Source organism: Coraliomargarita algicola (assembly GCF_033878955.1).
GTDB classification, from domain to species: Bacteria; Verrucomicrobiota; Verrucomicrobiia; order Opitutales; family Coraliomargaritaceae; genus Thalassobacterium; species Thalassobacterium algicola.
In genome coordinates this window covers 3093199-3119723 of sequence record NZ_CP138858.1, presented here as the reverse complement: position 1 = coordinate 3119723, position 26525 = coordinate 3093199, and the positions used below count along the sequence as shown (strand labels likewise).

21 protein-coding genes are annotated in these 26525 nt (G+C 52.4%); 7 read left to right on the top strand and 14 right to left on the bottom strand.

Features of this window, described 5'->3' with window-relative positions; all coding sequences use genetic code 11:
- Positions 1-10 precede the first annotated feature (10 nt).
- The 4 genes from SH580_RS12665 to SH580_RS12655 all read right to left on the bottom strand — a co-directional run bounded on the left by SH580_RS12665 (position 11) and on the right by SH580_RS12655 (position 4335).
- A complete protein-coding gene (locus SH580_RS12665) occupies positions 11-1399 on the bottom strand; it encodes an SGNH/GDSL hydrolase family protein (protein ID WP_319831226.1) in 1389 nt (462 codons plus the stop codon).
- A complete protein-coding gene (locus SH580_RS12660) occupies positions 1396-3324 on the bottom strand; it encodes a heparinase II/III family protein (protein WP_319831225.1) in 1929 nt (642 codons plus the stop codon). The genes SH580_RS12665 and SH580_RS12660 overlap by 4 nt, the downstream gene beginning before the upstream one ends.
- Positions 3325-3479: 155 nt before the next feature.
- The gene (locus SH580_RS22200) at positions 3480-3620 is read right to left on the bottom strand and encodes a PEP-CTERM sorting domain-containing protein (RefSeq protein WP_425607095.1); all 141 of its coding nucleotides are present in this window, start codon (positions 3618-3620) and stop codon (positions 3480-3482) included.
- A complete protein-coding gene (locus SH580_RS12655) occupies positions 3580-4335 on the bottom strand; it encodes a hypothetical protein (RefSeq protein WP_319831224.1) in 756 nt (251 codons plus the stop codon). Before SH580_RS12655 ends, SH580_RS22200 begins: the two co-directional genes overlap by 41 nt.
- A gap of 112 nt (positions 4336-4447) precedes the next feature.
- Here SH580_RS12655 and SH580_RS12650 point away from each other — a divergent pair, with 112 nt between their 5' ends.
- Together SH580_RS12650 and SH580_RS12645 are read left to right on the top strand one after the other, a co-directional pair.
- Positions 4448-5506, top strand: a complete 1059-nt coding sequence (locus SH580_RS12650; protein ID WP_319831223.1) for a LacI family DNA-binding transcriptional regulator — start codon at positions 4448-4450, stop codon at positions 5504-5506.
- A 153-nt stretch (positions 5507-5659) separates the two neighbouring features.
- Entirely contained in the window at positions 5660-7411 is a 1752-nt protein-coding gene (locus SH580_RS12645; RefSeq protein ID WP_319831222.1) for a sodium:solute symporter family protein, read from the top strand.
- A gap of 96 nt (positions 7412-7507) precedes the next feature.
- Here the strand turns inward: SH580_RS12645 and SH580_RS12640 are convergent, their stop codons facing one another.
- Both SH580_RS12640 and SH580_RS12635 read right to left on the bottom strand, forming a co-directional pair.
- Positions 7508-8353, bottom strand: a complete 846-nt coding sequence (locus SH580_RS12640; RefSeq protein ID WP_319831221.1) for a RodZ domain-containing protein — start codon at positions 8351-8353, stop codon at positions 7508-7510.
- Positions 8354-8419: 66 nt separating this feature from the next.
- Positions 8420-8812 carry a DUF4112 domain-containing protein gene (locus tag SH580_RS12635; protein WP_319831220.1) on the bottom strand — a complete coding sequence of 131 codons (393 nt, stop codon included), beginning with the start codon at positions 8810-8812 and terminating at the stop codon, positions 8420-8422.
- Between the two features lie 188 nt (positions 8813-9000).
- Here SH580_RS12635 and SH580_RS12630 point away from each other — a divergent pair, with 188 nt between their 5' ends.
- Complete coding sequence (locus SH580_RS12630; protein ID WP_319831219.1) at positions 9001-10110, top strand: hypothetical protein; 1110 nt, start codon at positions 9001-9003, stop codon at positions 10108-10110.
- 508 nt (positions 10111-10618) lie between these two features.
- Here the strand turns inward: SH580_RS12630 and SH580_RS12625 are convergent.
- The 3 genes from SH580_RS12625 to SH580_RS12615 all read right to left on the bottom strand — a co-directional run bounded on the left by SH580_RS12625 (position 10619) and on the right by SH580_RS12615 (position 16563).
- Positions 10619-11122 (bottom strand): hypothetical protein, encoded by a 504-nt coding sequence (locus SH580_RS12625; protein ID WP_319831218.1) that lies wholly within the window; start codon positions 11120-11122, stop codon positions 10619-10621.
- Positions 11123-11171: 49 nt separating this feature from the next.
- Positions 11172-14195: a preprotein translocase subunit SecA gene (gene secA, locus SH580_RS12620; protein WP_319831217.1), complete on the bottom strand. Its 3024-nt coding sequence runs from the start codon at positions 14193-14195 to the stop codon at positions 11172-11174.
- A gap of 115 nt (positions 14196-14310) precedes the next feature.
- Positions 14311-16563 (bottom strand): hypothetical protein, encoded by a 2253-nt coding sequence (locus SH580_RS12615; protein ID WP_319831216.1) that lies wholly within the window; start codon positions 16561-16563, stop codon positions 14311-14313.
- A 248-nt stretch (positions 16564-16811) separates the two neighbouring features.
- Between SH580_RS12615 and thrH the strand changes: the two genes are divergently transcribed.
- From thrH to SH580_RS12595, 4 genes are read left to right on the top strand one after another with little or no spacing between them, the layout of a single operon-like run.
- Positions 16812-17411 (top strand): bifunctional phosphoserine phosphatase/homoserine phosphotransferase ThrH, encoded by a 600-nt coding sequence (gene thrH / locus SH580_RS12610; protein ID WP_319831215.1) that lies wholly within the window; start codon positions 16812-16814, stop codon positions 17409-17411.
- Positions 17412-17432: 21 nt separating this feature from the next.
- Positions 17433-17732 carry a Dabb family protein gene (locus tag SH580_RS12605; RefSeq protein ID WP_319831214.1) on the top strand — a complete coding sequence of 100 codons (300 nt, stop codon included), beginning with the start codon at positions 17433-17435 and terminating at the stop codon, positions 17730-17732.
- A gap of 29 nt (positions 17733-17761) precedes the next feature.
- Complete coding sequence (gene pnuC, locus SH580_RS12600) at positions 17762-18370, top strand: nicotinamide riboside transporter PnuC (protein WP_319831213.1); 609 nt, start codon at positions 17762-17764, stop codon at positions 18368-18370.
- A complete protein-coding gene (locus SH580_RS12595) occupies positions 18367-18882 on the top strand; it encodes an AAA family ATPase (protein WP_319831212.1) in 516 nt (171 codons plus the stop codon). The genes pnuC and SH580_RS12595 overlap by 4 nt, the downstream gene beginning before the upstream one ends.
- Before the next feature lie 9 nt (positions 18883-18891).
- On the opposite strand, the gene SH580_RS12590 is transcribed toward SH580_RS12595, so the two are convergent.
- From SH580_RS12590 to SH580_RS12570, 5 genes are all read right to left on the bottom strand, one after another.
- Positions 18892-20757, bottom strand: coding sequence for an SDR family NAD(P)-dependent oxidoreductase (locus SH580_RS12590; protein ID WP_319831211.1), 1866 nt, complete (start codon positions 20755-20757; stop codon positions 18892-18894).
- A 214-nt stretch (positions 20758-20971) separates the two neighbouring features.
- Complete coding sequence (locus tag SH580_RS12585; RefSeq protein ID WP_319831210.1) at positions 20972-21997, bottom strand: polyprenyl synthetase family protein; 1026 nt, start codon at positions 21995-21997, stop codon at positions 20972-20974.
- 84 nt (positions 21998-22081) lie between these two features.
- Positions 22082-22393 carry a hypothetical protein gene (locus tag SH580_RS12580; RefSeq protein ID WP_319831209.1) on the bottom strand — a complete coding sequence of 104 codons (312 nt, stop codon included), beginning with the start codon at positions 22391-22393 and terminating at the stop codon, positions 22082-22084.
- A gap of 101 nt (positions 22394-22494) precedes the next feature.
- Positions 22495-23592, bottom strand: coding sequence for a DUF4340 domain-containing protein (locus SH580_RS12575; protein WP_319831208.1), 1098 nt, complete (start codon positions 23590-23592; stop codon positions 22495-22497).
- 4 nt (positions 23593-23596) lie between these two features.
- Positions 23597-26521, bottom strand: coding sequence for a Gldg family protein (locus tag SH580_RS12570; RefSeq protein WP_319831207.1), 2925 nt, complete (start codon positions 26519-26521; stop codon positions 23597-23599).
- Positions 26522-26525: the final 4 nt, after the last annotated feature.

Genomic DNA, 26525 nt, shown 5'->3' with positions numbered 1-26525 from the left:
ACAATTATCCTCAATCAGCAATTCGTTTGATCGTATATTGATGTGACACTGGACGAGCTTTTACGCGTGCTTGCTGAAACAGCCTTTTGATCCTTTCATCTATTTCGGCCTCTCTGGCCTTCCATTCGAGATATCGATCTAATAAGCCCAGAATGTAATCTTTTTTGCTATCAGCAGACTGTGCGACTTCTTCCCTCTTCTTGGTCGCGGCGGTCACGCCCGTCAATACATCCACAGGTTTTTTTAAGTGTCCCAATGTCCAATACTCAATCTGTGCAATGGCACGTTTACGATAACCTACGTTATAACGCCATTCCATCAAAACCCGTAGGACCTCTTGTGCCTGAAGATATTGAGGCGTATTCTGATGGGTTCCTAAATTGACACCTTGCCCCAACTCTTGAGCTGACATATTCGCAATCTCAATATCATCAATACTCAAACGATAATTACCCGATGGTAAATTTTTAATCCGTAAAACTTCCCGGCTCAGAGATTGCTCAAGTGGAATCCACTCCCTGGCTGGCGCTCCGTATTTACCCAACGGATAAGGCAAAGCCTCTTCCAACAATGTAAAACTCATTTCATCGGGACTGAAGCTAAGATCACTGACCGTCGCTCGTTGAACATCTACGACACGCTTAGTCTGATAATCCAAAACAACATTAGAGACCTCACCTGTTACCCCCGCGCTCGTAAGCATGAAATACGCAGCCACCACATGCCCCGGAGTTTGGGGATGAATACGATCAGGGCCAGTAAGTGTGAGTGTCGGATCCTGAGCTTGCCGCTGTTGATTTAATTCAGTCATCGGCTTATGAATATCAATAAAATCAACCTGCTCACGCTTGGAAAGTTCACGCATATAATCTGCACATGCTCTCAGCGCAAGATTGGCACCCTTATGATTCTCAGATTTTACTTCAGCAGTATCATCGTAAGGCGATGGAGAAAGCAATATGACACGCATCCCGTCTTCTTTAAGACGTTTGACTAATGTGGTCAACGACTCTTGGTAATCATCCATTGCCATTTTCCGACGCTGAAGAATCTTCTCGCTGGGAGAATCAACTCCATACAAAGACCGGCCAATATCATTCATTCCAAACATGACTGTAGCCACAGATGCATGACTACACGCAATATCCCATGAATAACGACTGAGCGCCTTAGTAGCATTATCGCCTGAAATCCCAGCATTCACGACCGAGAAGTCCATGTCAGGATATCGTGTAAGATAATACAAGGCAACCCAGGCATAATATGTACCATTCTGGGTGATACTGTCTCCCACAACAACCCAACGATCTTTTGGCCTTAACAGCTCAGACCGTGGAAGCACCGCCTGTAAACATACAGGCACACAAAGCCAGACCAGAAGTAAGCTTTTCAGAATCATAATTCTATATGTTGAGGATAAACGCGAAGTGTGATCCGGGCTTTGCTGGTCGGCTCATCCAAATTAATACCTATTCGTGTGATAGGAAGATCACGGGCGATGGATGTATCCTCATCTATAGAATATGGTAATCCATCCGTATCGATATCAACATACAAACCACCATCCACAGACTGAATAATGAGCCGATCATCCCCCAAAGATTTCCAGGAGCTCCCCGCCACAAGGGCCACACCAAAGGCTTCAGGCGAAGTATACTCAACATAATCTTCAATTACAAGCGAAGGCGCTTCTCCTCGAGTATAAATAAAGTTACGGTGAAGCTTACTCAATGGCTCAAAATCATAGGCTGATTTAAGATCAAACTGAATAACATCCTGTTCATCAGAAAAATCTGTCGCGATCAACTCGGCCCGTCGCTCCTTACCAGCAACTTGCAGCTGCCCTCCGACTAAGGGCACAGGATGCCCCCATGAAGAACGAATCTTATTCTCATACCTACGAGGAGAAAAAGAATCAGCATCATATCCTTCATGACCAGGGTCCAGTATTTGCACAGTCCCTCCCGAGGCGACTACAAACGTGCCGATATCATTATGATTATGATACTCGCCATTAGAGCCTCCTTTAATGGCCACAGCAAAATGCGGAGCCGCTGCATCTCGTTGTCGCAATGTATAAATCCCACTTAATTCAAAGATGCTTCGCATCGGCAAGACAGTCCGGTGCACTTGCTGTTGATCACGCGGAAGAAAAGCCGTAGTTCCAATAATGTATACCCATGGGTCCCTGCGTTGAGGCTTTGGCTGAATCCAGCCTTCACCCCCCAAATCAAGACGACGAGCCAATAGGTCCAGAACCCAAGTGCTCGGTTTCGAACCAATTCTAGTATCCGCGTATGCTGGATACAAATCATCGCCAAGCATCAATTTCTCTGGATATCTAGCCACCAAATGGAGACGTGGACTCTGATATAAATCCAGCTTATTGCCTGTCGCATTCCGAGCTAATTCTGCCGCCAACACATAATGCCCCAAGCCATACCCCCAATACATCATCCCTTCACTACAGTATCCATCAGTCCCAAGCCCTTTTAGATAATTAGGCAGATACTGCTCTAATCCGGCCAAGAGTAACGCGCGGTCATCTTTCTCTGGCAAAAGCGCCAAACCAGCACCAGTCACACCAGCAAGACAAACGGCATTCCAATTGTTAGACCCCGTCATCCACCACCACCAACCGCGTTCATCGTCCGGGTATTCACCAGTGCGGAGGATGCTCATATACGGCTCTAAAGCACGACGGTGGACCTCATATCGTATACCTTCGCGAATTTTCGGACTGAGACGTTCCCCTAGCCAATAATCGACAGTCGCAAGCGCCCAAGCACGCATAGCCACTTCCAAGTCTGTCTCCATGCGCTCTCCATGAAAATTCTTTAATTCACGATCAGTGGGTGCTGCAACCCATGTCCTTTCTGTCAAAATGGCTCCAATATCAGCTTCAAGGGTTGATAAAAAACGCCCGCGATTCTCCAAGGCTTCCGCGAGCGCCATATCATTGATCCGCTTCAGGCGCTCACGGAAAATTTTATCTGACACACGAACACCCGTCCTCTGATATGCAAGATAGTCTTCATCGGTCAACCTTGGCGGCTCCGTACCAATATACTTCTCAGCTTTCTGCACGACCTGAGCAAACTCTGGATACTGCGCCAAAGCATCCCATTGCGCCCGAATGCCGATAGGGTAACCGAGACCACGAGGCTCATCCTCAAGCCATTGAACAATCTCTTGTACACGCTTCCGGGAAACGGGCTGGATAGCATCGTATTCTTCGACGGCTCCAACAATTTGGTAGGACATGAGGACCGCGAAAACGATTGCGACACTTACAAGAGATTGATGACTGAAGAAGCGCTTCATAATTTATGCTCAACAATTACGACTATTCTAGTTTCCGTTGACTGCGTAAAACACTAGACCATTTCCATCGGTTCGGCTTCTAGAATGCAGACACTAAGGCACAGCACACCACTAAATGGTGCGAAAGTGGGATCAAATCACTTTACGATGGGAGCTTATTTGCGACGACGAGACATGGAAACCCAGCTAACTGCTGTAATTCCCAATAGCAGCGCAAATGACGAAGGCTCAGGAATAACATTCAAAAGTTCTCCTTCACTTAAAGCCGCATCCGAGTAACGGACTTCGTCGATCACACCAACGAAATAGGACCCTGTTGCAGTACCTCGAAGGCGAACCAATACTAAACGCTGAGGTGGATGCATTCAGCGTTGTTGTTGTATGAGCAATGTTGTAAGTTTGCATTGCAGTCTCGTTCGTCAAGTCCTGCACATAAAATGTGATTCCATCAGTACTCGTATCCGCAAGATCCACCGAAACCCCAATATAATAGTCAACGTTTACCGACAAACTAATCGAAGGCTTAACCTCTTCAGGACTCCCCGGAGCATCGTAAAGTGCCAGAATCAAATCTCCCTTGTAAGTCAGCAATCTCCAACTGTCATCCACAGTCGCGATTAGCTTAACTGAAGATCCGAAATCATTGGCATTCATATATAGCTCAAAAGTGAACTCGTTATTGATAAATGCACTCGAACTACTTTGACTAAAGTTCTTATTCGTAGAAAGGCTAACCATACCAGCATTTGTTTCATCTGTCTGCGGAATGACACTAGGAAACTTGGAACCATTACCGCTAGCTGGTATAACTGTCGAAGAAGGGTTTGTAGTGCCTTTTGAAGTCAGATCATAGCCATTTTCACTGGAATCGGTAAATGTTTCTCCTGCTTCGAAACGCCAATGCGCAACAGTGCTCGCATCCAGCGCAGCACCTCCCAATAGCAGCATAGCCAAAGAAACAGAATAAACGGATGTTTTTGTTAAGGATGTTTTAGTATATGTAGACGTCATAGTTATAGATTAGGTTTATGTTATAAACGGGGGTGAAGATTACCTTTGTAGGCTATGCAAAAAAAATTAAAAGCATTGCCTTGGTCAACAAGTTGAGCACAACTATGCAACAATGAAAAAAGTGACAATTCGCGAAGTAGCAGAACGTGCAAATGTACATTATTCCACAGTTTCTTTAGCTCTACATGACAATCCTCGCATCCCAAAGAAAACCCGTCTACGCATTCAAAATTTAGCAAAAAAAATGGGATATAGCCCAGATCCAATGCTTAATGCTCTCAGTGCTTATCGCCGCAGAAACAATAGTCGTCCTTATGAAGCAACCCTAGCTTGGTTTAACAACCATCCTGTCACTCCCAAATCTTATAATCAATGCCCCTTCCCTGAATATCTGGAAGGCGCACGCCTCAAAGCACTGAAACTCGGCTATAAAATAGAAGAGTTTAAGCTACAAAAGAATGGCTACTCACCTAAACGTTTACACTCTATACTAAAAGCCCGTAACATACGTGGAATATTAATACAGCCTCAACCAACAGGAATTAGTCAGATAGATTTTAATTTTGATGACTTTAGTGCCGTGACATTCGGTTATAGCCTACTGGAACCACGTTTGCACATGGTCTGCCCCGATCAATACCAACAGATGAGACTGATGCTAGAAAAACTTCGCAAGATCGGTTACACGCGTATCGGCTTTGAACTTACAGAAGGCTTTGAATCGCGCTGTAGTCACAATTGGGAAGCTGCATATTGGGTAGACTACTATAGACAGCCTAAAAAAAATCGCCTCTCACCACTGGTATTGCAACCTCGCTGCCATCTAGAATTTGATTCTTTCGAAAAGTGGCTATCCAAAGAAAAACCTCAGGTCATCGTCTCCACATCTGCAAGCGAAGTCATTCAGGAATATTTGTACCGCATGAAACTTGAGATTCCCAATGACATTGGTCTCGTCCGACACTCAGTTAGTTCAACTGATAGCAAGAGTACAGGTATCTATGAAAACGGCCTACTGCTGGGATCTAATGCTGTAGATCTACTAGTATCAATGTTGAACAACCAAACTTATGGCGTGCCAGAGATCCCCCAACGTCTGTTAATTACCGGCAATTGGAAACCAGGAAAAACAATCCTGCATGACAGACAGCTAATAAAGTCAACTTGTTGAGCTAACTAAAGATTGGCAAATTTATCCTGCAACCTAAGTTGCCGGACGACTCAGCACATCCCCAATTAATTGCTCATTTTCGCGCAATTATCATTTCACATTCAGCACAGAGCCCCCCCCCTCCCTTTTTTCTTTTTTAGTCCACGCCACTATATGAAGATAGAATATATTACATTAGCAATTTATCTCGGCCTGCTCCTACTACTAGGCGGCTACTTCTCGAAGTTTAATAAGAACTTAAGCGACTTCGTTCGAGGAGGAGGCCAGGGAACTTGGTGGATGGTAGGAACTAGCATGTTGATGAGTGGAATTAGCGCTTTTACTTTCACTGGCAATGCCTCAGCGGCCTATCAAGGTGGCCCCAGCTTACTCGTTATTTATATGGCGAATTGCGCAGGCTACGCAATGGGAGGTCTTTTCTTGGGTCGATGGTTTCGGCAAACACGGGCTTACACAACAGCTGACGTGGTTCGCTCACGATTCGGAACTTCTGTTGAACAATTCTCCGCCTTTTTCTGGGTTATACTGGGGCCATTCGCGGCCGCAATTCAACTCTACGCACTCGCCCTATTCGCCAGTACCGCACTTCAACTCCCCTTAGTACCACTCATAATTATTATCGGAATCATCGTCACATTTTACTCAACCATGGGCGGAAAATGGGCAGTCATGGCAACAGACTTCGTACAGGCATTAGTTCTCTTATCAATTACTATGCTGGTCTTCTACCTATCAACTAAGGCAATTGGTGGGTTTGGAGCCTTCTTCGATTATTTTAAAGATCCACGCTTTGCTGAAGATTTTAGTTTCTTCAATGAACCCGGCCATTTCCCAGAAGATCGCTTCACTATAAAGTGGGCATTGATCGTGTTTTTCATGCAGTTCTACTCTCAAATCAGTCTAACAACTGCTGGACGCTTCATCGCAGCAAAAGACGGAAGAGAAGCATCTCGTGCCTCTTGGTGGGCATTCTTACTAATGGCACTTGGCAGCGCAATTTGGTTTCTACCACCGATGGTTGCACGCTTTTTGTTCGAAGCAGATATCATGGCAAGCGGTCTCGAAAAGCCAGCAGAATCTGCCTACTCCTTCATTGCAACTAAACTTCTACCAAACGGAATGATGGGAATAATGATTGCTGCGATGTTTGCCGCAACTATGAGCAGCATGGATTCTGGTCTAAACGGTCAAGTCGGTAATATCGTGCGAAACATCATACCGCGCATACGTGGGGCATTAGGCAATCACAATGAATTGCCCCCGAAAACAGAATTAAGAATCTGCCATGTCGCGACCCTAGTGCTTGGTACGCTGATCATCAGTTATTCAATATTCTTGTCTATTCAGGATAAAATAGCCTTGTTCGACGCCTATCTCATAATTGGCTCGATTGTTGGCGTCCCCATGGGCTTCCCCCTCTTCATGGCACTCTGGTTCAAGAAACTACCAAACTGGTCATACTTCCCTATATATGGCTCATGCATGATCCCATCGATTTGGTCTTTCATCGATCAACGACAAACTGGAGTCTCTTGGACAATGCAAGAACGCACACTCTGGATTTTAGCATTTGGCCTACTAGCGACACTCATCTGCCGACTCTTCTATGCGAAATCTTCAGCTGAATCGCGCCAGAAAACAGTGGATTTTTTCAAGACAATGCATCACCCCATTGATTATGAAAAAGAAATTGGATCCTCCGAAATCGACTACTCTCAGTATTTCGTATTGAGCAAAGCAGTCTTTCTAGTTGGGGCAATGGTCCTCTTACTTCTCTTCATTCCCAACCCTTGGTCTCAGCGACTCTACGTAATCTACATTTCGCTCTTCTTTTTCAGTATAAGCGGCATATTATATTGGGGCGGAAATAAAGTACGTAATAGAATTCACCCTGATGAAAGTTAAGCTTCAGCTTCACAGATGGGTGACGTCTGCGGTCTGTCCAACGAAATACATATAATTTACTTTATATTCAATTGAATCTAAGCACCCGGGCCAAGATCATTTCAGACTAATTTTGGCGGTTCCCCGGGTGCTCGGCTTCATTTCTTCACCATCCCATTCAATGATCAGGTGCTCCCCTGCAGTAAACAAAAGATCCACCGTTTTTTGCACCTCGAGCTCAACAGAATCACCAGCGCTTAGAGTGCGTCTAAAGACCTCTTCATTTGTATCACGAGTCTTCACCAGAACATACACATCGCCCGTGGCACGTAAAATGAGACTGTGCGCGCGCTGAACTACGGCAGTCACAGAACGATTCGCAGGTCCACTCGCTGCTTTTACAGTCTCTCCCTCAGCCACCACGACTAAACTGCCATAATATTCTCCATCCTGATCGACAAATTGAAACACCTCCGACTCTCCCACGGGGACGGTATATCTGAGGTCTGCTGTAGTATTTCCTGTGCTGCCAGCAAATTGCCGAATCACACCCGGCAAAGCACTGTCTCCAAAATCTTCCAAAGCACGAACATGCGTGGAACGCTCCAAGGTGGCCACCCCCATGAAGATCTTTGTTTTACCCTGAGCTTCCTGCAAGAAAATCAATAGTTCACCATTCATCCCACGCCATGCATTCGGTCGATTCTCCGGCACCTCAACAACTTGCCTCTCTACAATGGTCCTACGACGACCGTCGACATATACGAAATCCAATTGAACCGACGAGATACGACACCCCTCCACATCGGGTAACAGTCCTTTGACATAGCTCGCCCCCTCCGCCCAGGCAATGTCGCTCGCAGTCAACTCAGGCGCCCGCACCCTAGGCGCATCCAAAGGAAGACCATAACATTCAAAAGCAAAGGCAGCCAACAGCGCCAAAAGGGGACGTCTTACTTTCATAGATCTAACAACAATAAAAAAAGACATGAGGCAAGCAAATACCTCACGGTCTCATATCATTGCAATTCATACATCTGATCGTTGCTTTCGAATGGCTTCGGCGACAAGTTTCGCATTGCGTAAATTACTTTTAAAAGCGACATCGAAAAGATCCCCCAGGACGGGGATCGTGCCCACGAGCCAGTCGATCAGAATATTCAGTAACATTCTAAATAGCGTGCCCATGCCCAACTTCAAGCGCAGCGCCTCATACAACAGATAAAGTTGCGGCAGCAATGTCAGGGTATCACCAATGCCCGGCAGTAAGCCAATCAAGCCATCCCAGCCAAAGCGAATCTTAGTGCCCGGCACCTCGAAACGTGCGTCAAAGAGATACGCGAGTTTCTCAATTCTCCGCAATCGAGCAGAGTATTCGTCTTCGTAAGGATCAAGATCAGGGATGCCTTCGTTTGAGTTCACAGGTCCGAAGGTGACTCACTTTAAACAAACTTACAATATGTAAGCCAAAAAATTACGGCGAACCCGCCGAGGGTACCACCAGAAATTGACAAATCGGCGCACCTCCAACTCCATGTAAGCCATACAAACTCCCAGTAACGAACTCGCCGTTGAAATCTCCACGCACAAGAAACTGCCAACATTGCAATGTGATCCTCCCCGAAGACACAAGCAAATGCCCTAGCTGCAAGCGCAGCCAAAACCACGCGGCCGAACTCACAGCGCTCTTCCTCTGCACCCTAGTGATTGCATTGACCTTTTGGTTTCAACTATCGACCCCGCAGAAAAAAACGACAGACAGCCACACCCCCGAGCGCCACCCCCCCGAGCGCCTAAGCAGTTCGACTTTCCCAGCCTCCGCAGCGCCAAGAGAGGTCGCAGCCAAAACGCCCCTCCCTCGCCCCATCACATCGGCCCTCAAGCAGCGCCCAGAGCCCGTAAATCAATACATCACCACAGACAGGACACCCAGAATCACAAGCAAGCCCTCAGCCCCGAAGTTATCAGCTACGCGCTACCAAAACACACGCTTCTTACAAGCTCAGGGAGATTACCCTTTCTATGTGGCTGAGAAAAAATGGGACAATCGAAAACAAAGCTACAATTTCTACCGGGTAGGCATGCAAGGTAGCGAACGCGTAATCCGACACGACGTGCGCCGTTACTTCATATCGGAGAATCAATCCGATTACCCCGAGCCAGAGGGCGGATGCGGCCCCACCGCGTTGCTCAACTTATACATCTGGTATTCTAAATTCGGTTTAATTCATGAGTCGGTAAAGCACTCGGATCCGTATACTTACAAGCAGCTAAAGTTCAAGCAGATCGACCAAATCATTAATAGAATACAGGGAAACTCGCGCAGCCGCGCCGATGGAACAAACCTAGTGGAACAAGTGGTCGCAATCGACGAGTTAGGACGCAAGGCCAGTAACGACAAGACACGCATTCATTTCGAATACAAACAACCCCCTTTAAATCGTCACGATTTCCTCAACTTAACCCGTAACTATCGCGCTGGCATTCTAACCGTGCGTCCCAAAGACCCGATGACTGGCCGACTCATGAACTATCATGCCGTGCTCGTGATCCGCGGCGACACCTCCGGCAAAATCACGATCGCCAACTGGGGAAAATTCTCACACGGACGCATTGTCAACCGCCAAGGCAAGCAATGGTTCGTCCCCGACGATGCTACACAGTATGAAATGCAAGTCGAGCGACTCACGACACTGATCCCGTTTACGCCGACAACTTAGCCGCAGATAAAAAACATCTCGTATCCACAAAACTCTATTTTGGGACACAGCGGAACCGCGAAAGCCAAACGTCCAACAACAATCCCCCGGTTCAAAGAACCGAGGCCACTAAAAGATCTCCCCCGCGTCGCTTGAGCTCAGCCGCGCCCCCATTCAAATCACCCGCGTCCGCGAACGGACACACTACAACAGCGCACAGTCTACTCGACCACGTCCAGCAGCCACAGGGAAAAATCATTCTGCCTCTAATGATTCTGCCCAAAAATGCCACAATAAGCCCATCCCCGGTTCAAAGAACCGAGGCCACGAAAAGCTCCTCCCGCGCCGCTTGAGCTCAGCCGCGCCCCCATTCGAATCACCGGCGTCCGCGAACGGACACACTACAACAGCGCACAGTCAGCTCGGCCACGTCCAGCAGCCACAAGAAAAATGATTCTGCCTCTAATGATTCTGCCAAAAAATGCCACAATAAGCCCCCCCGGTTCAAAGAACCGAGGCTGGAGAGACTCTAGTCCACCTCGGGCGCGGGCCCGAAATGAAATGCAAAGTCCTCTAGGTTACCATCCGGGCCGGTTAACTGAGCTTCAACGAGGCCACCGAGTTCTGTCTTACCGTAAAAAATAATCTCACGTGAAGCAGTCTCCGAGGTCTGCCCGTCGATGCCTAACGACATCTTCGAGCTACCTTTACCAGTATAGCTGATCACGCCGTCTTTCAGCGTGTAACTCAAAGTAAAACTAAAACCTACGGGCACGGTGTCATAGATCGTTTCCATCTTGGAAACACCCTCCCCGAGATCGACCTTGTGCTCGCCCACGGGAAACTGTAACTCGGGCCCAATGTGCAGCGAAGCCTTTTCACCAGGCTCCAGAACTACCGAAGGATATACATAAAGACCTCGAATCGCGGCTCCATTCTGCGCGCGATCCAAGACCTTAGCCGAAATAAGCAGAGGTTCCGCAGTCCCCCACAGCGGCAGGAGCAACATACAAACATTCAGGATCTTCTTCATAATTTATTCAGCCCCTCAAGTCTTACTGAGCTCTTAAGAATCAGCACTCTTACTTCTGCACCAGCTCCCAACCATCAGTGTGGATCATCGCTTCGGCCTTTTTAAACTTCAAAGTCTTTTCTTCGCTACCTTTGCGGATGGTCACCGTGTCATTGCGACCGATCTTGGGCAATTCGCGACGGATGGGCTCGACCTTGGGCAGTTCAACGGGCCTCTGCGGCGCCGCGGCTTGTGGCTCCTGTGCCGCGGCAGCACCCGCGAGTGCACCCGCACTTTGCTCACTACCGGTGCCGGGGCCGGCGACTTGTGCCACCTTCGACATGCGAGCGAGCATGTTGTTAAAGGCTTCGGCGCTGGTGGCGCTGCGGAAGACGGAATTACAAATCTCTGTGCGGACGTTACTCATCAACTCCTGGAAGAAGCCGTAGGCCTCGCTCTTGTATTCGTTGAGAGGATCTTTTTGACCGTAACTGCGCAAGTTCACACTGCGGCGCAGCTCTTCCATCTCCGTCAAGTGATCTTGCCAGCGACGGTTGAGCGAGCGAATGATTAAGTAGCGCTCGAGCCCAATGAGGGCTTCTTTGTCTTCAAACTCTTCGCGTTGATCATAAGCTTCGTTGATCTTGCCAAGGATCAGCTCGTGCTGCGCTTCTGCACTCAGCGTTTCGATTTCCTCGGCCTTCAGCGCGATCGGGAAGTAGGCATTGAGCCAGCCTAGGAAACGATCCATCGCCTCGGTATCCGACTTCTCGGCATCGAGTGTGTTGAGGCGCTCTTCGAGCTCCTCATCGATCATTTCGAAGATGATCTCGCGCGGCGTGTCGGAATGGATGGTATCGTTGCGCAGACCGTAGATCACTTCACGCTGCGTGTTCAACACGTCATCGAACTGGAGCAAACGCTTACGAATCGAGAAGTTTTGTTGCTCGACCTTCTTTTGAGCGTTTTCGATCGACCAGTTCAGAGCGGGGTGTTCCAGCTCTTCGCCCTCGGTCATGGACTTTTCCAGAATGCGGGAAATCGGGCCTGCATTGGCAAAGAGACGCATCAGGTCGTCTTCCAATGAAACGAAAAACTTCGACATACCGGGGTCGCCTTGACGGGCACAACGACCACGCAACTGGCGGTCGATCCGGCGGGATTCGTGACGCTCGGTGCCGATCACGAAGAGGCCACCGAGCTCGTCCACGCCTGGCCCGAGTTTGATATCCGTGCCACGACCCGCCATATTGGTGGCGATGGTAACGGCCCCCTTTTGACCAGCATTGGCGACGATTTCAGCTTCTTGGGCGTGAAATTTGGCGTTCAACACGCTGTGCACGATCTTGCTGCGCTTGAGCATGCGGGAGAGCAGTTCAGAGGCTTCCACCGACGCGGTGCCAACCAGCACAGGCTGCCCGGTCTTGTTCGCGTCCTTAATCTGGTCGATGACCGCATTAAACTTTTCACGACGTGTCTTGAAGACGACGTCGTTGAGGTCTTTGCGAATGTTCGGCTTGTTGGTGGGAATCACCATCACCGAGAGGCCGTAAATTTCGTGAAACTCGGAGGCTTCTGTTTCCGCGGTGCCCGTCATGCCAGCCAGCTTGTCATACATGCGGAAGTAATTCTGAATCGTAACCGTGGCGTAAGTCTTGGTCTCCTTCTCGATGGTGCAATTCTCTTTGGCTTCCACTGCTTGGTGAAGGCCATCGGACCAGCGGCGACCGGGCATGACACGACCGGTGTTTTGGTCGACGATGTTGACCTTGCCCTCTTGCACCACATATTCCTTGTCACGCTCGTAGAGACTGTAGGCACGCAGCAACTGACTGATGCAGTGGATGCGCTCGCTGGTCGTCTGAAAAATGGTTTCGGCTTGCTGCTTGGCATGCTGCTTCTCCTCGGGAGAAAGGGCCTCTTGCTTATCGATTTCGATAAACTGGGTCGGCAAGTCGGGCAGCATGAAGGCGTCCGGATCGTCGGGGCTCATCAAGGTGCGCCCCTTTTCGGTGAGGTCGGCCTGTTGCTGCTTCTCGTCGATCACGTAGTAGAGCGCCTCCTTGAGTGCATAGCGTTGCTCTTTGTTGAAGTCGCTGTTCATCTCCAGGTCGAACTTGTCAACGGCACGGCGAATCGCGGGCACCTCGTTGAGACGGTGAAACTGCTTGTTCTTCGGCATGCCCAGCTTGACCTGATAGAGCTTGGACACCGCCTCTTGCTTGGCATCTTGACTGGCGCTATCGTCTTCCAACACAGTCTTGGCCTCGGCGACCAGCCTGTTACAAAAGGACTGCTGCTGCGAAAAGAGGTTCTGAATGCTGGGCTTGACCTCGTGAAAGGGCAAAGGGTTGTCATCCTGCATCGGACCGGAAATAATCAAGGGCGTGCGCGCCTCATCGACCAAAATAGAGTCCACTTCGTCAATAATACAGAAGTAGTGATCGCGCTGCACTTGGTCTTCCTTGCGACTGGTCATCCCATTATCGCGCAAGTAGTCGAAGCCGAACTCGGAAGCAGTGCCGTAGGTGATGTTGCAATTATACATCTCACGACGCGTCTGCGGGTCCATGCTATTTTGGATACAGCCGACTGTCAGCCCTAGGAAACGGAACAGGTGCCCCATCCACTCGGAGTCACGGCGAGCCAGGTAGTCATTGACGGTGATCAACTGACAATTACGTCCGCTCAACGCATTTAAATACAGCGGGCAGGTCGAAACCAGAGTCTTACCTTCACCCGTCGCCATTTCCGCGATACGCTTTTCGTGGAGTGCGATACCACCGATAAACTGCACGTCGTAGTGCACCATCTCCCAGGGCAGTTGGTGTCCACAGACATCGTAGCTTTGGCCACACATGCGACGCGCCGCGCTCTTCACCGCTGCAAAGGCCTCGGGCAACAGATCGTCGAGGCTCTCGCCCCCCTCTTGGTTGCGCTTCATGAATTCGGCCGTCTTCGCACGAAGTTGCTCATCGGTGAGCGATTGATACTCCACTTCGTAAGCGTTGATACGCTCGATGATGGGCTGACACTTCTTGAGGTATTTACCGTAGTGACGACCAGAGAATTTCTTTAGAATAGATGAGATCATGAGACCTGTTAGCTGCGTTTGAAATAAGAATTACGCGAAGTTCGAGCTCATAGAGGACACTCGAAATGCGAAAAAGTGGCCAAAATGGTAAAAATCACGATGGCTGGCAAGAGTCTTATCTTTCCAAGATCATATGAACGAAATTCGCATGCAGCTGAGTTATGCGCTCTTTCTTAACTGAACTCAACGCGGCCTGTTGCTGACACCAGGACGAATAATCGACCAACTCAGCGCGCTCGGCGGCATCCAATCGTGCCAAAGCGGGCAAAAAAGTCGCTCGCAACGGCGCAGCGGAGCGTCCCTCACCATTCGTGCTTATTTGGAAACCGTGCTGATAAGCAAATGCGATATAAAGCTTCGCACAAGTCATCGGATCGGGCTCCGACCAGAGAGCCAAGATCTGCCGCGCCAAATGGAAGCGCCCCGATATCGCCCGCGTCTCTGTGTTGCCATAGACGGCATCCTCCGATTCCTCCTCGCCGACGCTCTCGGTCGCCATGGCACGCAACTCAGGCGTCAAGATCCGCCAGTCATTACGCCAAACGATCCACAACAAACTATTCACATTACTCTGCGTAAAGCGCAGTTCTTTACGCACCCAATCAAAACAGGCCTGACGGTCTTCCGGGCGCAGCTCTTCGGCGTAGCTCGCAAGCTGAACAAGAAAATGCTCCTTTTGATGGGGCATCTTCACTAAATCCACATGCCGCATTACAAGAGGATAATAGCGAGCGGCATCTCGTTCGATCAAGTTGATCGACGCATTCGTATAATTATAGCCTGGATCAGGAAAGCCGTTTGCCTTGGGGTCGATCACATAGAGCAAGGCCGCATCAACCGAAAGATCCGTATAACGCATCGGCTCTTTTTGCGGCACCAGCAAATTGAGCGCACGTGCACGCAAGTAATTGTTGGTATAATCCGCGCGTATCAAACGTATGAGGCGCGCCACCTGAGCGGACTCATCAGGCATCGCATCCGCACGCTGCAATATTTGAAAGCAATCCACGAAAAGTGCATCCTCATCCGTCGTATCAATCCACTGCTGAGCGAGCCGCACACCCCGCGCTCGATCGGCTATATAGATTCGATTCAACACCTCCCCCGGCTCTTGATGATCCCCCCGCTGGAGGCTGCTTTCCAACACTTCCGCATAGGCAGCCGGATAGTGCGCATGCAGGCGCCGCAGTGCCCAACGAGCCCCATAGCGCTCCTCCAAGACCCAGGTTTTCAATGCATCCACATCCTCAGCCAACTCAAGCTTCAGTAGCGCACCTTGCAAAGACTGGCGAAATGAAAAGCGCTCTTGATCTTCCACGCTCACCTCAATCGCTTTGAGTTGAGCGAGCAGGAGCGCTCGTTGCTCAATCAACACCTGCGCTTCTGGAATGTGCGAAGTTGATTGGCCATAACGCACTCCATAATCTTTCAACTTCGGCGCAATCGCCCAAATCGCCTGCTGCAGCGATTCCTTTTCCGCCAGCAATGCACTGGTATCCGACGCCGGCAAAGCAGCGTCTGATAAGATGGACTCGATTTGAGACCGCGCCACAGCCACACCCCGCTCGCCCGCCACCTCCACCGCGATCTGAACAACAGGCTGCGACATCGCGCTCGCATCAGCCACATAACGATTTAAAATCGCAAGCACGGTAGCCTCAATTGCCTCATCCGTCTCTGCAGAAGAGAGATCCACATGCTGCGGCAGCACACGCGTCAGCAATGAATTAGCATAATTAAGCCTGACCTCCTGATCGATTTTGAAATTTATTCGCTTCGCCAGCTCCACGCCCCAATTCCAAAGCGTCCCCGACCAAACAATCGGCATGTCTGGTGCCGCAGTCGCCCATAGCTGCAGATAGCCCCGACCATCGGCCGAGGACCAAGCAGAACTCATCGAACTTCGTTTCGGCCGCTCATAATCCTGGCGATACTCCACCTGAATCTGCGGTAAACTCCCGATCCGAGCACTCACAGCCTGTGCCATCGATGCATCGAGTGTCGCAAAAGTCAGTTCATACTTCGTAGGCGAAAAGACCGCATCGTAGAGTCGAGCACCGCCCGGCGTACGCACTTGACCCGAAGCAAAGTAAGCATCGCCATCCGCAAAACTGACGTAGTAATGACGCGACCCCGTCGAATAACACTGCGAGGGCGAATCATCCAATGACAAACGCAAGGGTGTCAAAGCCGCCTCTGTCGGCTCAAGCACGAGATCAAATTTCGCCCGATGTGCCGCGCTACGACTTTGGTCGATCCAGAGCCGCATACTCTCTGCGGGACTCAGCTGCCAAAAATCTGCCGGCAGCCACTGGGGCTCACTCGGCTCCGAGCGGGGCACCTGCGGCGCGCGCCCGGGCTTTGCCATATAAGAAAATAAAGCTGAATCACTCAATTCAACCAATGAGGCTCGCGCAGGTGACTTTGAATACGATGCTGAAAGCAAGCCGACGAACAGGCACAAAGAAGGGGTAAAGCACCTAAATAGCATAAAGACCGTTATGCACCTAACGCAATTCAAAGCAAGGCCGATCTATCGCCTCTCTCCGCAGACCTTACACGAGTAGACATGACTAAGAGATTGACTCTAAGGCCGATTCTAGCCGTTTAGTAGGCATGAATATCGTTTGCCTAGACTTGGAAGGGGTGTTGATCCCCGAGATTTGGATCGCATTTGCGGAAAAAACCGGAATCGAAGCGCTCAAGCGCACGACCCGTGATGAGCCGGACTATGATGTATTGATGCGCTACCGCTTGGACATTCTCGACAAGGAAGGCTTCAAACTCTCCGACATTGAGGAGGTCATCGGCACCCTCGACCCACTGCCGGGCGCAGTGGAATTTGTCGAGTGGGTCACCTCCCAGACGCGCCTGGTCATCCTCTCCGATACCTTCCGTCAATTCGCGGGCCCACTCATGGCCAAGCTGGGGCATCCGACCCTATTCTGCCACGATCTGGTGATCGATGAGACAGACCGCATCGCCGACTACGCGCTCCGCCTCAAGGACCACAAGCGCAAGGCAGTGGAGGCCTTCAAGGCGCTCAACTTCGACACCTTCGCAGCCGGCGACTCTTATAACGACCTCTCCATGATCGATGTCGCCCACAACCGTGCACTCTACTGCCCACCGGAGCGTCTCACGACCGAGCGCCCCGAGCTCCCTGTCGCACGTAATCACGCGGAACTTCGCCAAATCATCGAAGGCATTCTTTAACCCCCCCAAACAATAAACATCATGCTAGTTCACACAGTATTCTTCTGGTTAAGAAAAGACCTCGACGGTGCCCAAATCACCGAATTTCGGATGGGCCTGGAGAGCCTAAAGACAATCGATGTTGCGGATGCCGTCTACGTCGGCAGCCCGGCACACACCGCAGAGCGCCCCGTGCTCGACACCAGCTACGACTTTTGCCTGACCGTCATCCTCAAAGATGTAGCGGCTCATGATGCCTACCAGGCCCATGAGACGCATCAGGCCTTTATCGCTGCTCACAAAGAACAGTGGAAAAAGGTCAAAGTTTACGACGCCGAATAACTTCCTAAATGGACGACTTTGTGTCTCAAATGAGCGAAATCGGTCTGATCGACTGGTTCGCAATGCTGGCAGGCATCATAGGCGTCTACCTAAGCGTCAAAGAGAAGACGCTCGCGTGGCTACTGTTCATTCTGTGCTACACCTCCTACGTCTATATTAGCTTTCGCGAAGGCTACTACGCCTTCGGCGGCATGAACGTCGTCTTTGTCGCAATCGCGGGCTACGGCTGGTATAAGTGGACGAAGCCTGAAAACAAGCACAGCGGCAGCGAAATCCAAATCTCTCACATGCCCGCCAAGCAGCGCGGCTTGGTGGCACTCTGCATCGGCATCGGCACCCTCGGGATCGGCTGGCTCCTCGCCTCCACTGGTGAGGCACGACTACCTTACTACGACGCCTTCGCCACCTCCTGCGCCTTCGCAGCGCAATGGATGCTTAGCCGTAAGCATATCGAGAACTGGATCTTCTGGATTCTCTCCGATGTCATTTACCTGGTCTTCTTCTTCAACGACCGCATCTGGCCCAGCGTGGTGCTCTTTGTCGTATTTATTATTTTAGCGATCAAGGGCTGGATCGAATGGAAAGCTAAAATCACTGCCTTGGCCGCTCAAAACCCAAGCTCCCAATCATCCACATGAAACGTATCGTCCTCACTGGAGCCGAATGTACCGGCAAGAGCACGCTCACCCAGGCGCTCTCTGGCTACTACGGCGAGCCCTGGACCGCGGAATACGTACGCGACTACGTCGACCACATTGGTCGCGAACTCACACGCGAGGATCTGGAGCCTATCGCTAAAGGGCAAATTGCCACTGAAGACGCCTGCCACGACAAAGCCAAGCGACTGATCCTACACGACACCAACTTGCTCTCATCCATCATCTACGCGAACCACTACTTCAACGAAGTGATCGACTGGGTCAACGAGTGCTTCCTACAGCGCGATTACACCCTCTACCTGCTCTGCTGTCCGCAGGGTATCGAGTGGCAAGACGACCCCGGCCAGCGCGATAGCCCCGCTGCCCGTGCGGAATTACAGGCGAAATTCAAAGAGACACTCGACAAGCTGCAACTCCCCTACGTGGAACTCCGCGGCGATCCAACCGCCCGTTTCGGCGAAGCCATCCGCGCCATCGACGCGGTGCTGTAAACTGCCGGACTACTCCGCCTCAGGGCTCACCTTTTTCACAGCCTTTTTCTTGGCCGCCTTCTTGGTCGCCTTTTTAGCTGCAGATTTCTTGGCCGCCTTTTTAGTCGCTTTCTTCGCCGCTTTTTTGGCGGCCTTCTTCTTCACCGGCGCGTCGTCCACCACAGCCGAGTCCCCACTGGGGCTGCCTGCCGTCTCCACCTGCGAAGCCGTCTCCTTGGAAGCGGTCTTCTTACGTGCCTTCTTTTTGGCGGCTTTTTTCTTGGGCGCCCGTGCCCCTTCAGACTCTTGGACCTCGTCGCGAGGCAATGGCTTGGAATCAGCCACTGTCACAGGGGCCGGTGCAGGCACAGGAGCCGGCGCAGCTACAGGTGCGGGCGCGGGCGATGCACTCGCAGAGGACTTCGACTTGGACTCCGGGCGAGTACGACCTCTACGCTGTGGCCGCGGGTCTGGCTTGGACAAAAATTCAGACTCGGTATCAATCCGCGCCTCTAATAAAGGTTTAGGCTCCACACGCGAGCGGCCTCTGCGGCTTTTACGCTTGGGCTTAGCCGAGGCTGTCTGGCCATGCGAATCGGAGTGAGACTGTGGCGCGGAATCTCCCCGCGACTCCGCGGATGCATGTTGAGACTCACCCGTCCCCCCACTTGCCGCCTGCACAGTCTCCTGAGCATGCGGGTTTGGCTTAGGCTGTTCTGGCTGCCCATGCGATGAGTCACCTGATTGCGCCGACTGGCCTCCCTCCTGCTGAGATTGAGAATTTGGCTGCTCCGCCTCGTTGGACTCGCGATCGCGGTTGCGATTACGCCCACCCCGGCGTCGGCCACGGCGTCGTTTGCTATTGCCGGAATCCTGCGCATCGCGATTTGATTCCTGCTCCGGTTCGGACCGTCCCTCGGGCTCAGATTGCGATGCAGCCGATTCAGGCCGCGGCTGACGATCTTGCTTCGGCTTGCGCTCAGGCCGCGGTTTACGCTCTGGCCGAGACGAAGGCTCGTAGCGCTCGGGATGCGCTTCAAAATCCTCAATTGCAGCAGCGATCTTATCCTCCATCTCCTCGTCGGTGTAAGGTATCGTGCGCTCGACTCGCTCCTTGGGCTGAGTCGGAATCTTAGGCTGCTCCGGCGGGCAATAAGCCTGCGGCGGCAGCACAATCTCACTGTAAGGATCCAGCGCCATCGGCACTTCCGGTAAAACCTGGTCGGCGTGCGCACTGGTGCGCGGATGCAACACTAACTCCGCAGGCACATTGGCAAAATTGGGGTCCAGCAGGTGCTCGACCGCGCGAGCGACGTCCTCGAGATCGATATGCGTCTGCTCACTGCTCTTAACAGAAAGCGCATCAGGCTCTGGGTTCTGCCGTAGCACCAGATTCGTGACTCGCAGCCCCGCATCACGTGCACGATCAAACAGCGCACGATTCATCTCACGCAGCCCCCCCTCCAATAGAGCGTTGACCGCGCTGGCAGGTGCACCGCTCTTATTCGCAGGGATCACGTTGATCAACTGCCCGCGAAAACGCAGTAAATTCGGCAGCGCCAAACGCGTCAGCATCACCGGGCCCAGCAGGCCAATCTTCAAAATAGCCTCCAGATTCCCCACGGGCAGTTTCTCAAAAGCCGCACCAGGCGTGACGTCAATCGCATGGATCAACAGATCCAGCGATTTCTCTCCTTCCAGGATCTTAGCCATGGTCTCGGTGACCGCAGTCAGATTACTCAGATCCACCGGATAGGCGAAAAACTGGGGGTCCGCGAAAGTAACTTTGGAAAAATTGTTTCCGATTCCGTGAACGCGATAACCTTGGCGAACCAAGCGTTGAATAAGGCTGAGCCCGAGTGGGGTCTCGGCTCCAGTGACAATTGCAATGTCCATATAACTGTAAAAAAGTGGCTCGGCAAACGGAGAACGCCCGTTCAGGGGGTTCGTCAAGGACGTGTGCGAGGATAAATGAATGGGTGGGTGAGATGTCGAATCATCGACAAAGCATGAGAGCTAACTGGAAGAACGGTTCTGGCAATTGAAATCGAAAGCGATTTACTGCAATGAAGCAGAATATCCAAAGCCGCCCGAAGTCCAGCCCCGCCCCTTAGGCAATCCGCCCAAGCTGCGCGCGCACCAAGTCCGCGATCTTCTGCATCGAAGCCACCGGTGGCAACTCGGCAAAGGGCGCGACAGCATCCGTCGCGAGCGACAACTGATGCTCAAAAGTCTTCACCACCTCATCAAAAATAGGGAAATCATGCAGACGCGCAGTGAAATCCGCAGCCACCGTTTGATCGCCCGCGTTGAAGCGCTCCATCAACGCCTCACGCTCCTCAGCTGGCAATTTCTCCAAGAGCAGCAACAAGGGCAATGTGAATTTCCCCTTGTCCAGATCCGTGCCCAGCGTCTTACCGATCATCGACTCATCGGCGTATAGATCCACCAGATCGTCAAAGATCTGATAGGCGATGCCCACATGACGCCCAAAGAGCCCCGCCGCTTCGCTAAACTCATTCGAATAACCGGCCACCTTTGCCCCCAAGCGGCATGCCACTTCAAAGAGCTCTGCCGTCTTGAGCTGAATCACACGAAAGTAAAACTCACGACTATAATTGACCTCGCCACGCTGGTAGGTCTGCGCGATCTCGCCCGCACAGACACGCGAAGTCGCGCGCGCCACCGAGCGACAGATCTCATTGGTATCAAACTCAGCAGCCAACTTCAGCGCATGCGAAAAAAGCACATCACCAATCAGCACCGCTGCCGCAGGGCCAAACTTCTTAGCCGCAGTCTCCTGGCGATGTCGCGTATCCGCCTCATCCAGAATATCGTCGTGCACCAGTGTGGCCAGATGCACCAGTTCGATCACAGAGCCCAGCTTGATTAGATCTTGCGCACGCGTCTGCCCCGGGCCTTCCCAACCACTATAAGCGACCAGCATCGGCCGCAAGCGCTTGCCACTATGCCCGAACACATAGCGCACATGCTCCTGAACTTCAGGCTCAAGCTCACCCACCTGAGATTGCAAAAAAACATCAAGATCATCGAGATAAGGCTTCACTGGAGCATAGACCTCGGCAAAACCGGCGGCGGCTACATGATCGACTTCGGACTGAGAGCGGGTTGTCATAAACAAGCATGAAAGTCGGAAGGTCGAAAGGTGCAAAGATAAAGCGCTGAATTCTCCCAAGCCGGAAACACGCACCCCACCAGCTCACGCCACGTGCTGGGCACCACTGAACCGGCGGCGAACGCGCCAGAGTATCACGTGCAAGGCCTCGCTCAAACGACTGGGACCGGCTTCGATCTTTTCTAATAAGTCTTCCAATTCACAATAACAGACCTGGGCGCGTTCGTGCAAATCCCTCGACTCTGCCCGGTATAGATCCCGTAAGATCTCCAGCAAGCGGGCTCGCTCGTGAATCGAGAGACCACACGATGCTCCTTGGTGTGACTGGTTGAGTATGTGATGAAAGGCGGATTCCACATCATTCAAAAGATCCGCCTTCGGCTTTCCTTTCTCCATATGCTAACCTCCTTCCATGGCGAGGAGCCGCCCCGGGGCTTTCCGCACTGCTAAATACACAAGCCACAGGGCTGCCCCCCTCCAGTAAAACCTACATCGAATTAACTTTCATCGGCCTTGGCTTCGTCCGCTCCGTGATGATTTGCCGTCTCACTGCCCGCGCTGTCACCTTCGACTGCACCGGAGCTGGACTCCTCTGCGTCCGGCTCGGATTCGTCTTCAGCCGTGGCTTCGTTGACTTCAATGAGTTTGTCAGCTGCGAGGTGCTCACAGAAACGGCCACCGAGATAAGAGCTGATCTCAAAGTATTCATCACGATCGGAAACCTTGAGCCAGTGCTCGTCGGCCGCGTCCTCATGATAGACCTCATAGCTGCGCGTTTCACCATCGGCGAGTTCAAGCGTGATGGTATTGACCGGCTCAATTGTCTCGGGCAAGCCGGCATCGCTGGCCGCGCGAGTGTAGCGCAGGGTGAGTAAGCGGTTCAGCTCGCGCTCAAAGTTATCCGCGTCAAAGGACTGCTCTTCGCTCAAGCCTTCAGCCACCCAAGTGGTTTCAGGCTCAGCCTCGGAACTGGCTTCCTCGCCTTCGGCCGCTTCTACAGGCTCGGCGGCCACGACTTCCTTACGCACGGTCAGATCGCCGAGGCGCACGGCTGCCACTTGATCAGCCTCAAGCTGTAGCAAGGTTTTGTCCTGCCACTGTGCGATGTCGGCGGGTAGATCGTAGCTGCCGAGGGCGACGGCGTAGACCTCTTTGCCATCGCCTGCCCGCACATGCGAACGGCGCGCACCAGCACCGCTGCCGAGGGTGAGCGAAGCGACTTCTTTACCGTCAGCGTAGAGTTCAACGCGACGCTCAAATTCGTCATCGCTCAACTTGAAGCGCTTGAGCGAGGCCTCGGTCTGCGCGACCGCAAGACCATGCTGCAACTCCTTCAGTCGGTCCAAGAGTCGGTCCACGCGGTCGGCCTCAACGGGGAAGCCCTCGGCGGTCGTCCAACTGTCGCCGGAGCGCTTCAACTCACTGCGCTGTTCGCCGTCGGCCACAAGGATGCGGTCGACTTGTTCGCGGTTAAAGTCGAGGAGCGCCTGCATGCCCTGATGGCTTTGCAGCCCCTCGGATCGAAAGCTGATGGCGAGAATCAAAAATGCCTGCAGGACAAGCAATCCGCCCAGTATTGTGATTTTCTTTTTCATACGTTTAAACCTCCGCTAAAATTTGTTTGTAGTGCGCCGTCCGCTTGCGACGGCAGAGATGGCGAATGAGCCAGACCAGCCCCAGACCGCTGATGGCCAGCCCGTAGTTGGAGAGCTCCATCACGCGCATTTCCTCTTCGCTCATCGGCTCCAGTGTGCGTGCGAGTTGGGTGCGCCCGCGGATCGCGAGCAGACCGGCATCGTCGAGCGACCAGTCGACCACGTTTTGCATGAACTCCAGCGGCGCGGTGTATTCCGTGCCCAGTGCTTGCGAGGTGAGACTCAAGGCACTGTCTTCGGCAAAGCTATTACTGCCGATCACCACCAGACGTGCGGAATCCGAAGAGCGCTGAATGACTGAGCCAACGACCAAATCTTCGGGCTCTTCAGTCGCTTCTGCGGCGACTGCGTTGTCCTCTGCATCAGCATCCTCGGATTCGGCCTCCGCGGCCTCTTCCTCGGGCAGCAGTGGTGATTCCTTGTCCTTGAAGTAAGAATCGAAGTGCCCCTGAGTCGCCACGGCGAGCGTCTGCGGGCTGCGCGCCAGTCCGGGCACGAATCCGGTGAGTGGATACATCTGGTAGTCGGGCATCACATCGGCCTCTTCCGAAGTCCAGCTGTCGGTCGAGGAGCGCACCAGACGAGCAACTTCGCGCTCGGCGCTCTTTTCCGAATCAACCGTGATGGGTGAGGCCCAGTTCATGGTCAATTGTCCCAGCGCAGCTGTCACAGGATGGCCGTCATCCAGGCCTTCGCTGCGAATGTCGGGGAAATGTGGATACGGCATCATCACGATTTCGTTCACCGTGACGGGCCCGACGCGGCGCGGCACGGGGATGGCCAGAGAGGCGTTTTGCGTATCGAGCACGAGGCTGTCCCCCACAGTGATGCCCATGCTGGCCAACCACTCGTCCAAACCGGAGCGCTGTTCATTGGCATTGATCGAGCGCGTGATCGAGACATCAAAGGGTGAGGTCGCAATCACGACGGAGCCGCCCTGCATGAGAAACTGATCGATGGCGAAGATCTCCTTTTCTCCCAGATTATCGGGAGCCAGCACCATCAGCAGATCGACATCCACGGGCACTTGGCCGGCATCGAGTTCGACATCGATCACACGGGCATTGGCCTCGAGCGTGCTGCGCAGCTCATTAAACTCCTTCGCTGCCGGCGGCTGCATCATGTAAGGGTTCATGGCATTGTTCGCCGGCCCTTCCGGTGCCACCAGGCCAATGGTCTTCAAATAGCCGGGCGACAGGCGCTGGATGGCGGACTCGATCGACTGGCGCAATTGCGTCTCGGAGAGCTCGGACGGCAGCGGCACTTGCACGGATTCGTCACTGCCCTCCAACACCATGTAGAACCAGAACGGCTGCGTATCAAAGAGCCCGGCCACCTGAGGCACAAAGCCGTATTCACGGTTGAGCTCTTGGCCCAGCTGACCGTTATTGGCATCGGGATCCGCGAAGTCATAACTCAGCTTACCAGCGGAACTTTCGGCCAGGCTTTCAAGGGTGTTCTCCAGCGAAGCGCGCAGCTCGGCCAATGCGGTGGGCAATTTCTCCGCTGGCGAGACGTAGGCCTTAAATTCAACCGGCGCGGGAAGCTCGGCAAACACGTCGGATCCGGCGCGATAGCCGTTGATGACTTTGCGCACAGCTCGGGTGATCTCGTATTCCGGATTCTTGAGCAGCACTTCCGGCTCACCGGAACCAGAGGACTTGACCTCGATCAGATCATCAAAGGAAAGCGTCTCGTGTTGATCGCCATAAGCAACGACGAGGTCAAAGTAGGAATTGACCACGCCAGCCTCGTAGCGGCTGGCCATACGGAAGGGCACCGGGCGGATGCCATATTTATCGGCCGCCTCTTCTTCGATGGACTGATCACTGTGCGGATCGACAAACTCGACGCGCACTTTCTCGCCACCAGCCACCTGATACTCTTCGAGCAGATCCTTCAATTGCGGCACTAGCGGCTCCAGCAGCGGATGACTCTTTTGCGAGAAATAACCGCGGATCAGCAACGGCTCCGCAGCCTGTTGCAAGTAGGCCCCGGTCGCTTCGGAAAGCGAATAGGCATTGCCCTCGGTTAAGTCGATGCGGGCAAAGCGAACGCTGTGCAGCCAGACATTGGCCGCCAGTAGATTGACCACTGCCAAGGCACACACCGTGACCCACTGCACATGACGGCTTTGGGTCGGATTGCCCGCCCAGCGCAAGCGCTCTAGGCTAAAGAGGTTGAGCGCGAGGAAGACACCAACGATCGACAAATAGTAATAAATATCACGCAAGTCGAGCACACCGCGAGTGATCGAATCGAAGCGCGAACCACTACCGATCAACTCAAGCACACCACTAACACGATGACTGAAGAGCGTGGTCAACATACTGGATCCGACCAGGTAGAAAACGCCCGCCGTAAAGACGGTGAGTATCAGCGCGACGATGGGATTATCCGTGCGACTGCTCATATAGAGACCGATCGCCACATAGGCCGCCGCCAAAAAGATCGAAGCCACGTAGCCACCAATCACCGGCCCCCAATCAAGCGGCCCCGCCAGCGCGACGGAAAACGGTAGTGGTAATGTCAATACAAGTGCGAGGCCGACCAACGCGAGATTGGCCGCAAACTTACCCAGCACTAGCTGGAAGGAGCCGACCGGGCTAGTGAGCAAGGTCTCAATCGTGCCTGCACGACGCTCTTCAGACCAGGTGCGCATGCTCAGCGTGCCGACGAGGAAGATCAGCAACACCGGCATCCATTGGAAGAGGGGCTTCACATCAGCGATGTTGCGGGCAAAGAAAGCCTCGCCCCAGAAAAAGATAAAGAGAGTGACGACCAAGAAGGCGCCCATAAACAGCCAAGCCGCCGGCGAAGCGAAGAAGCTGTTAAACTCTTTGCGAAAGATATGCCTAAAACGATTCATAATG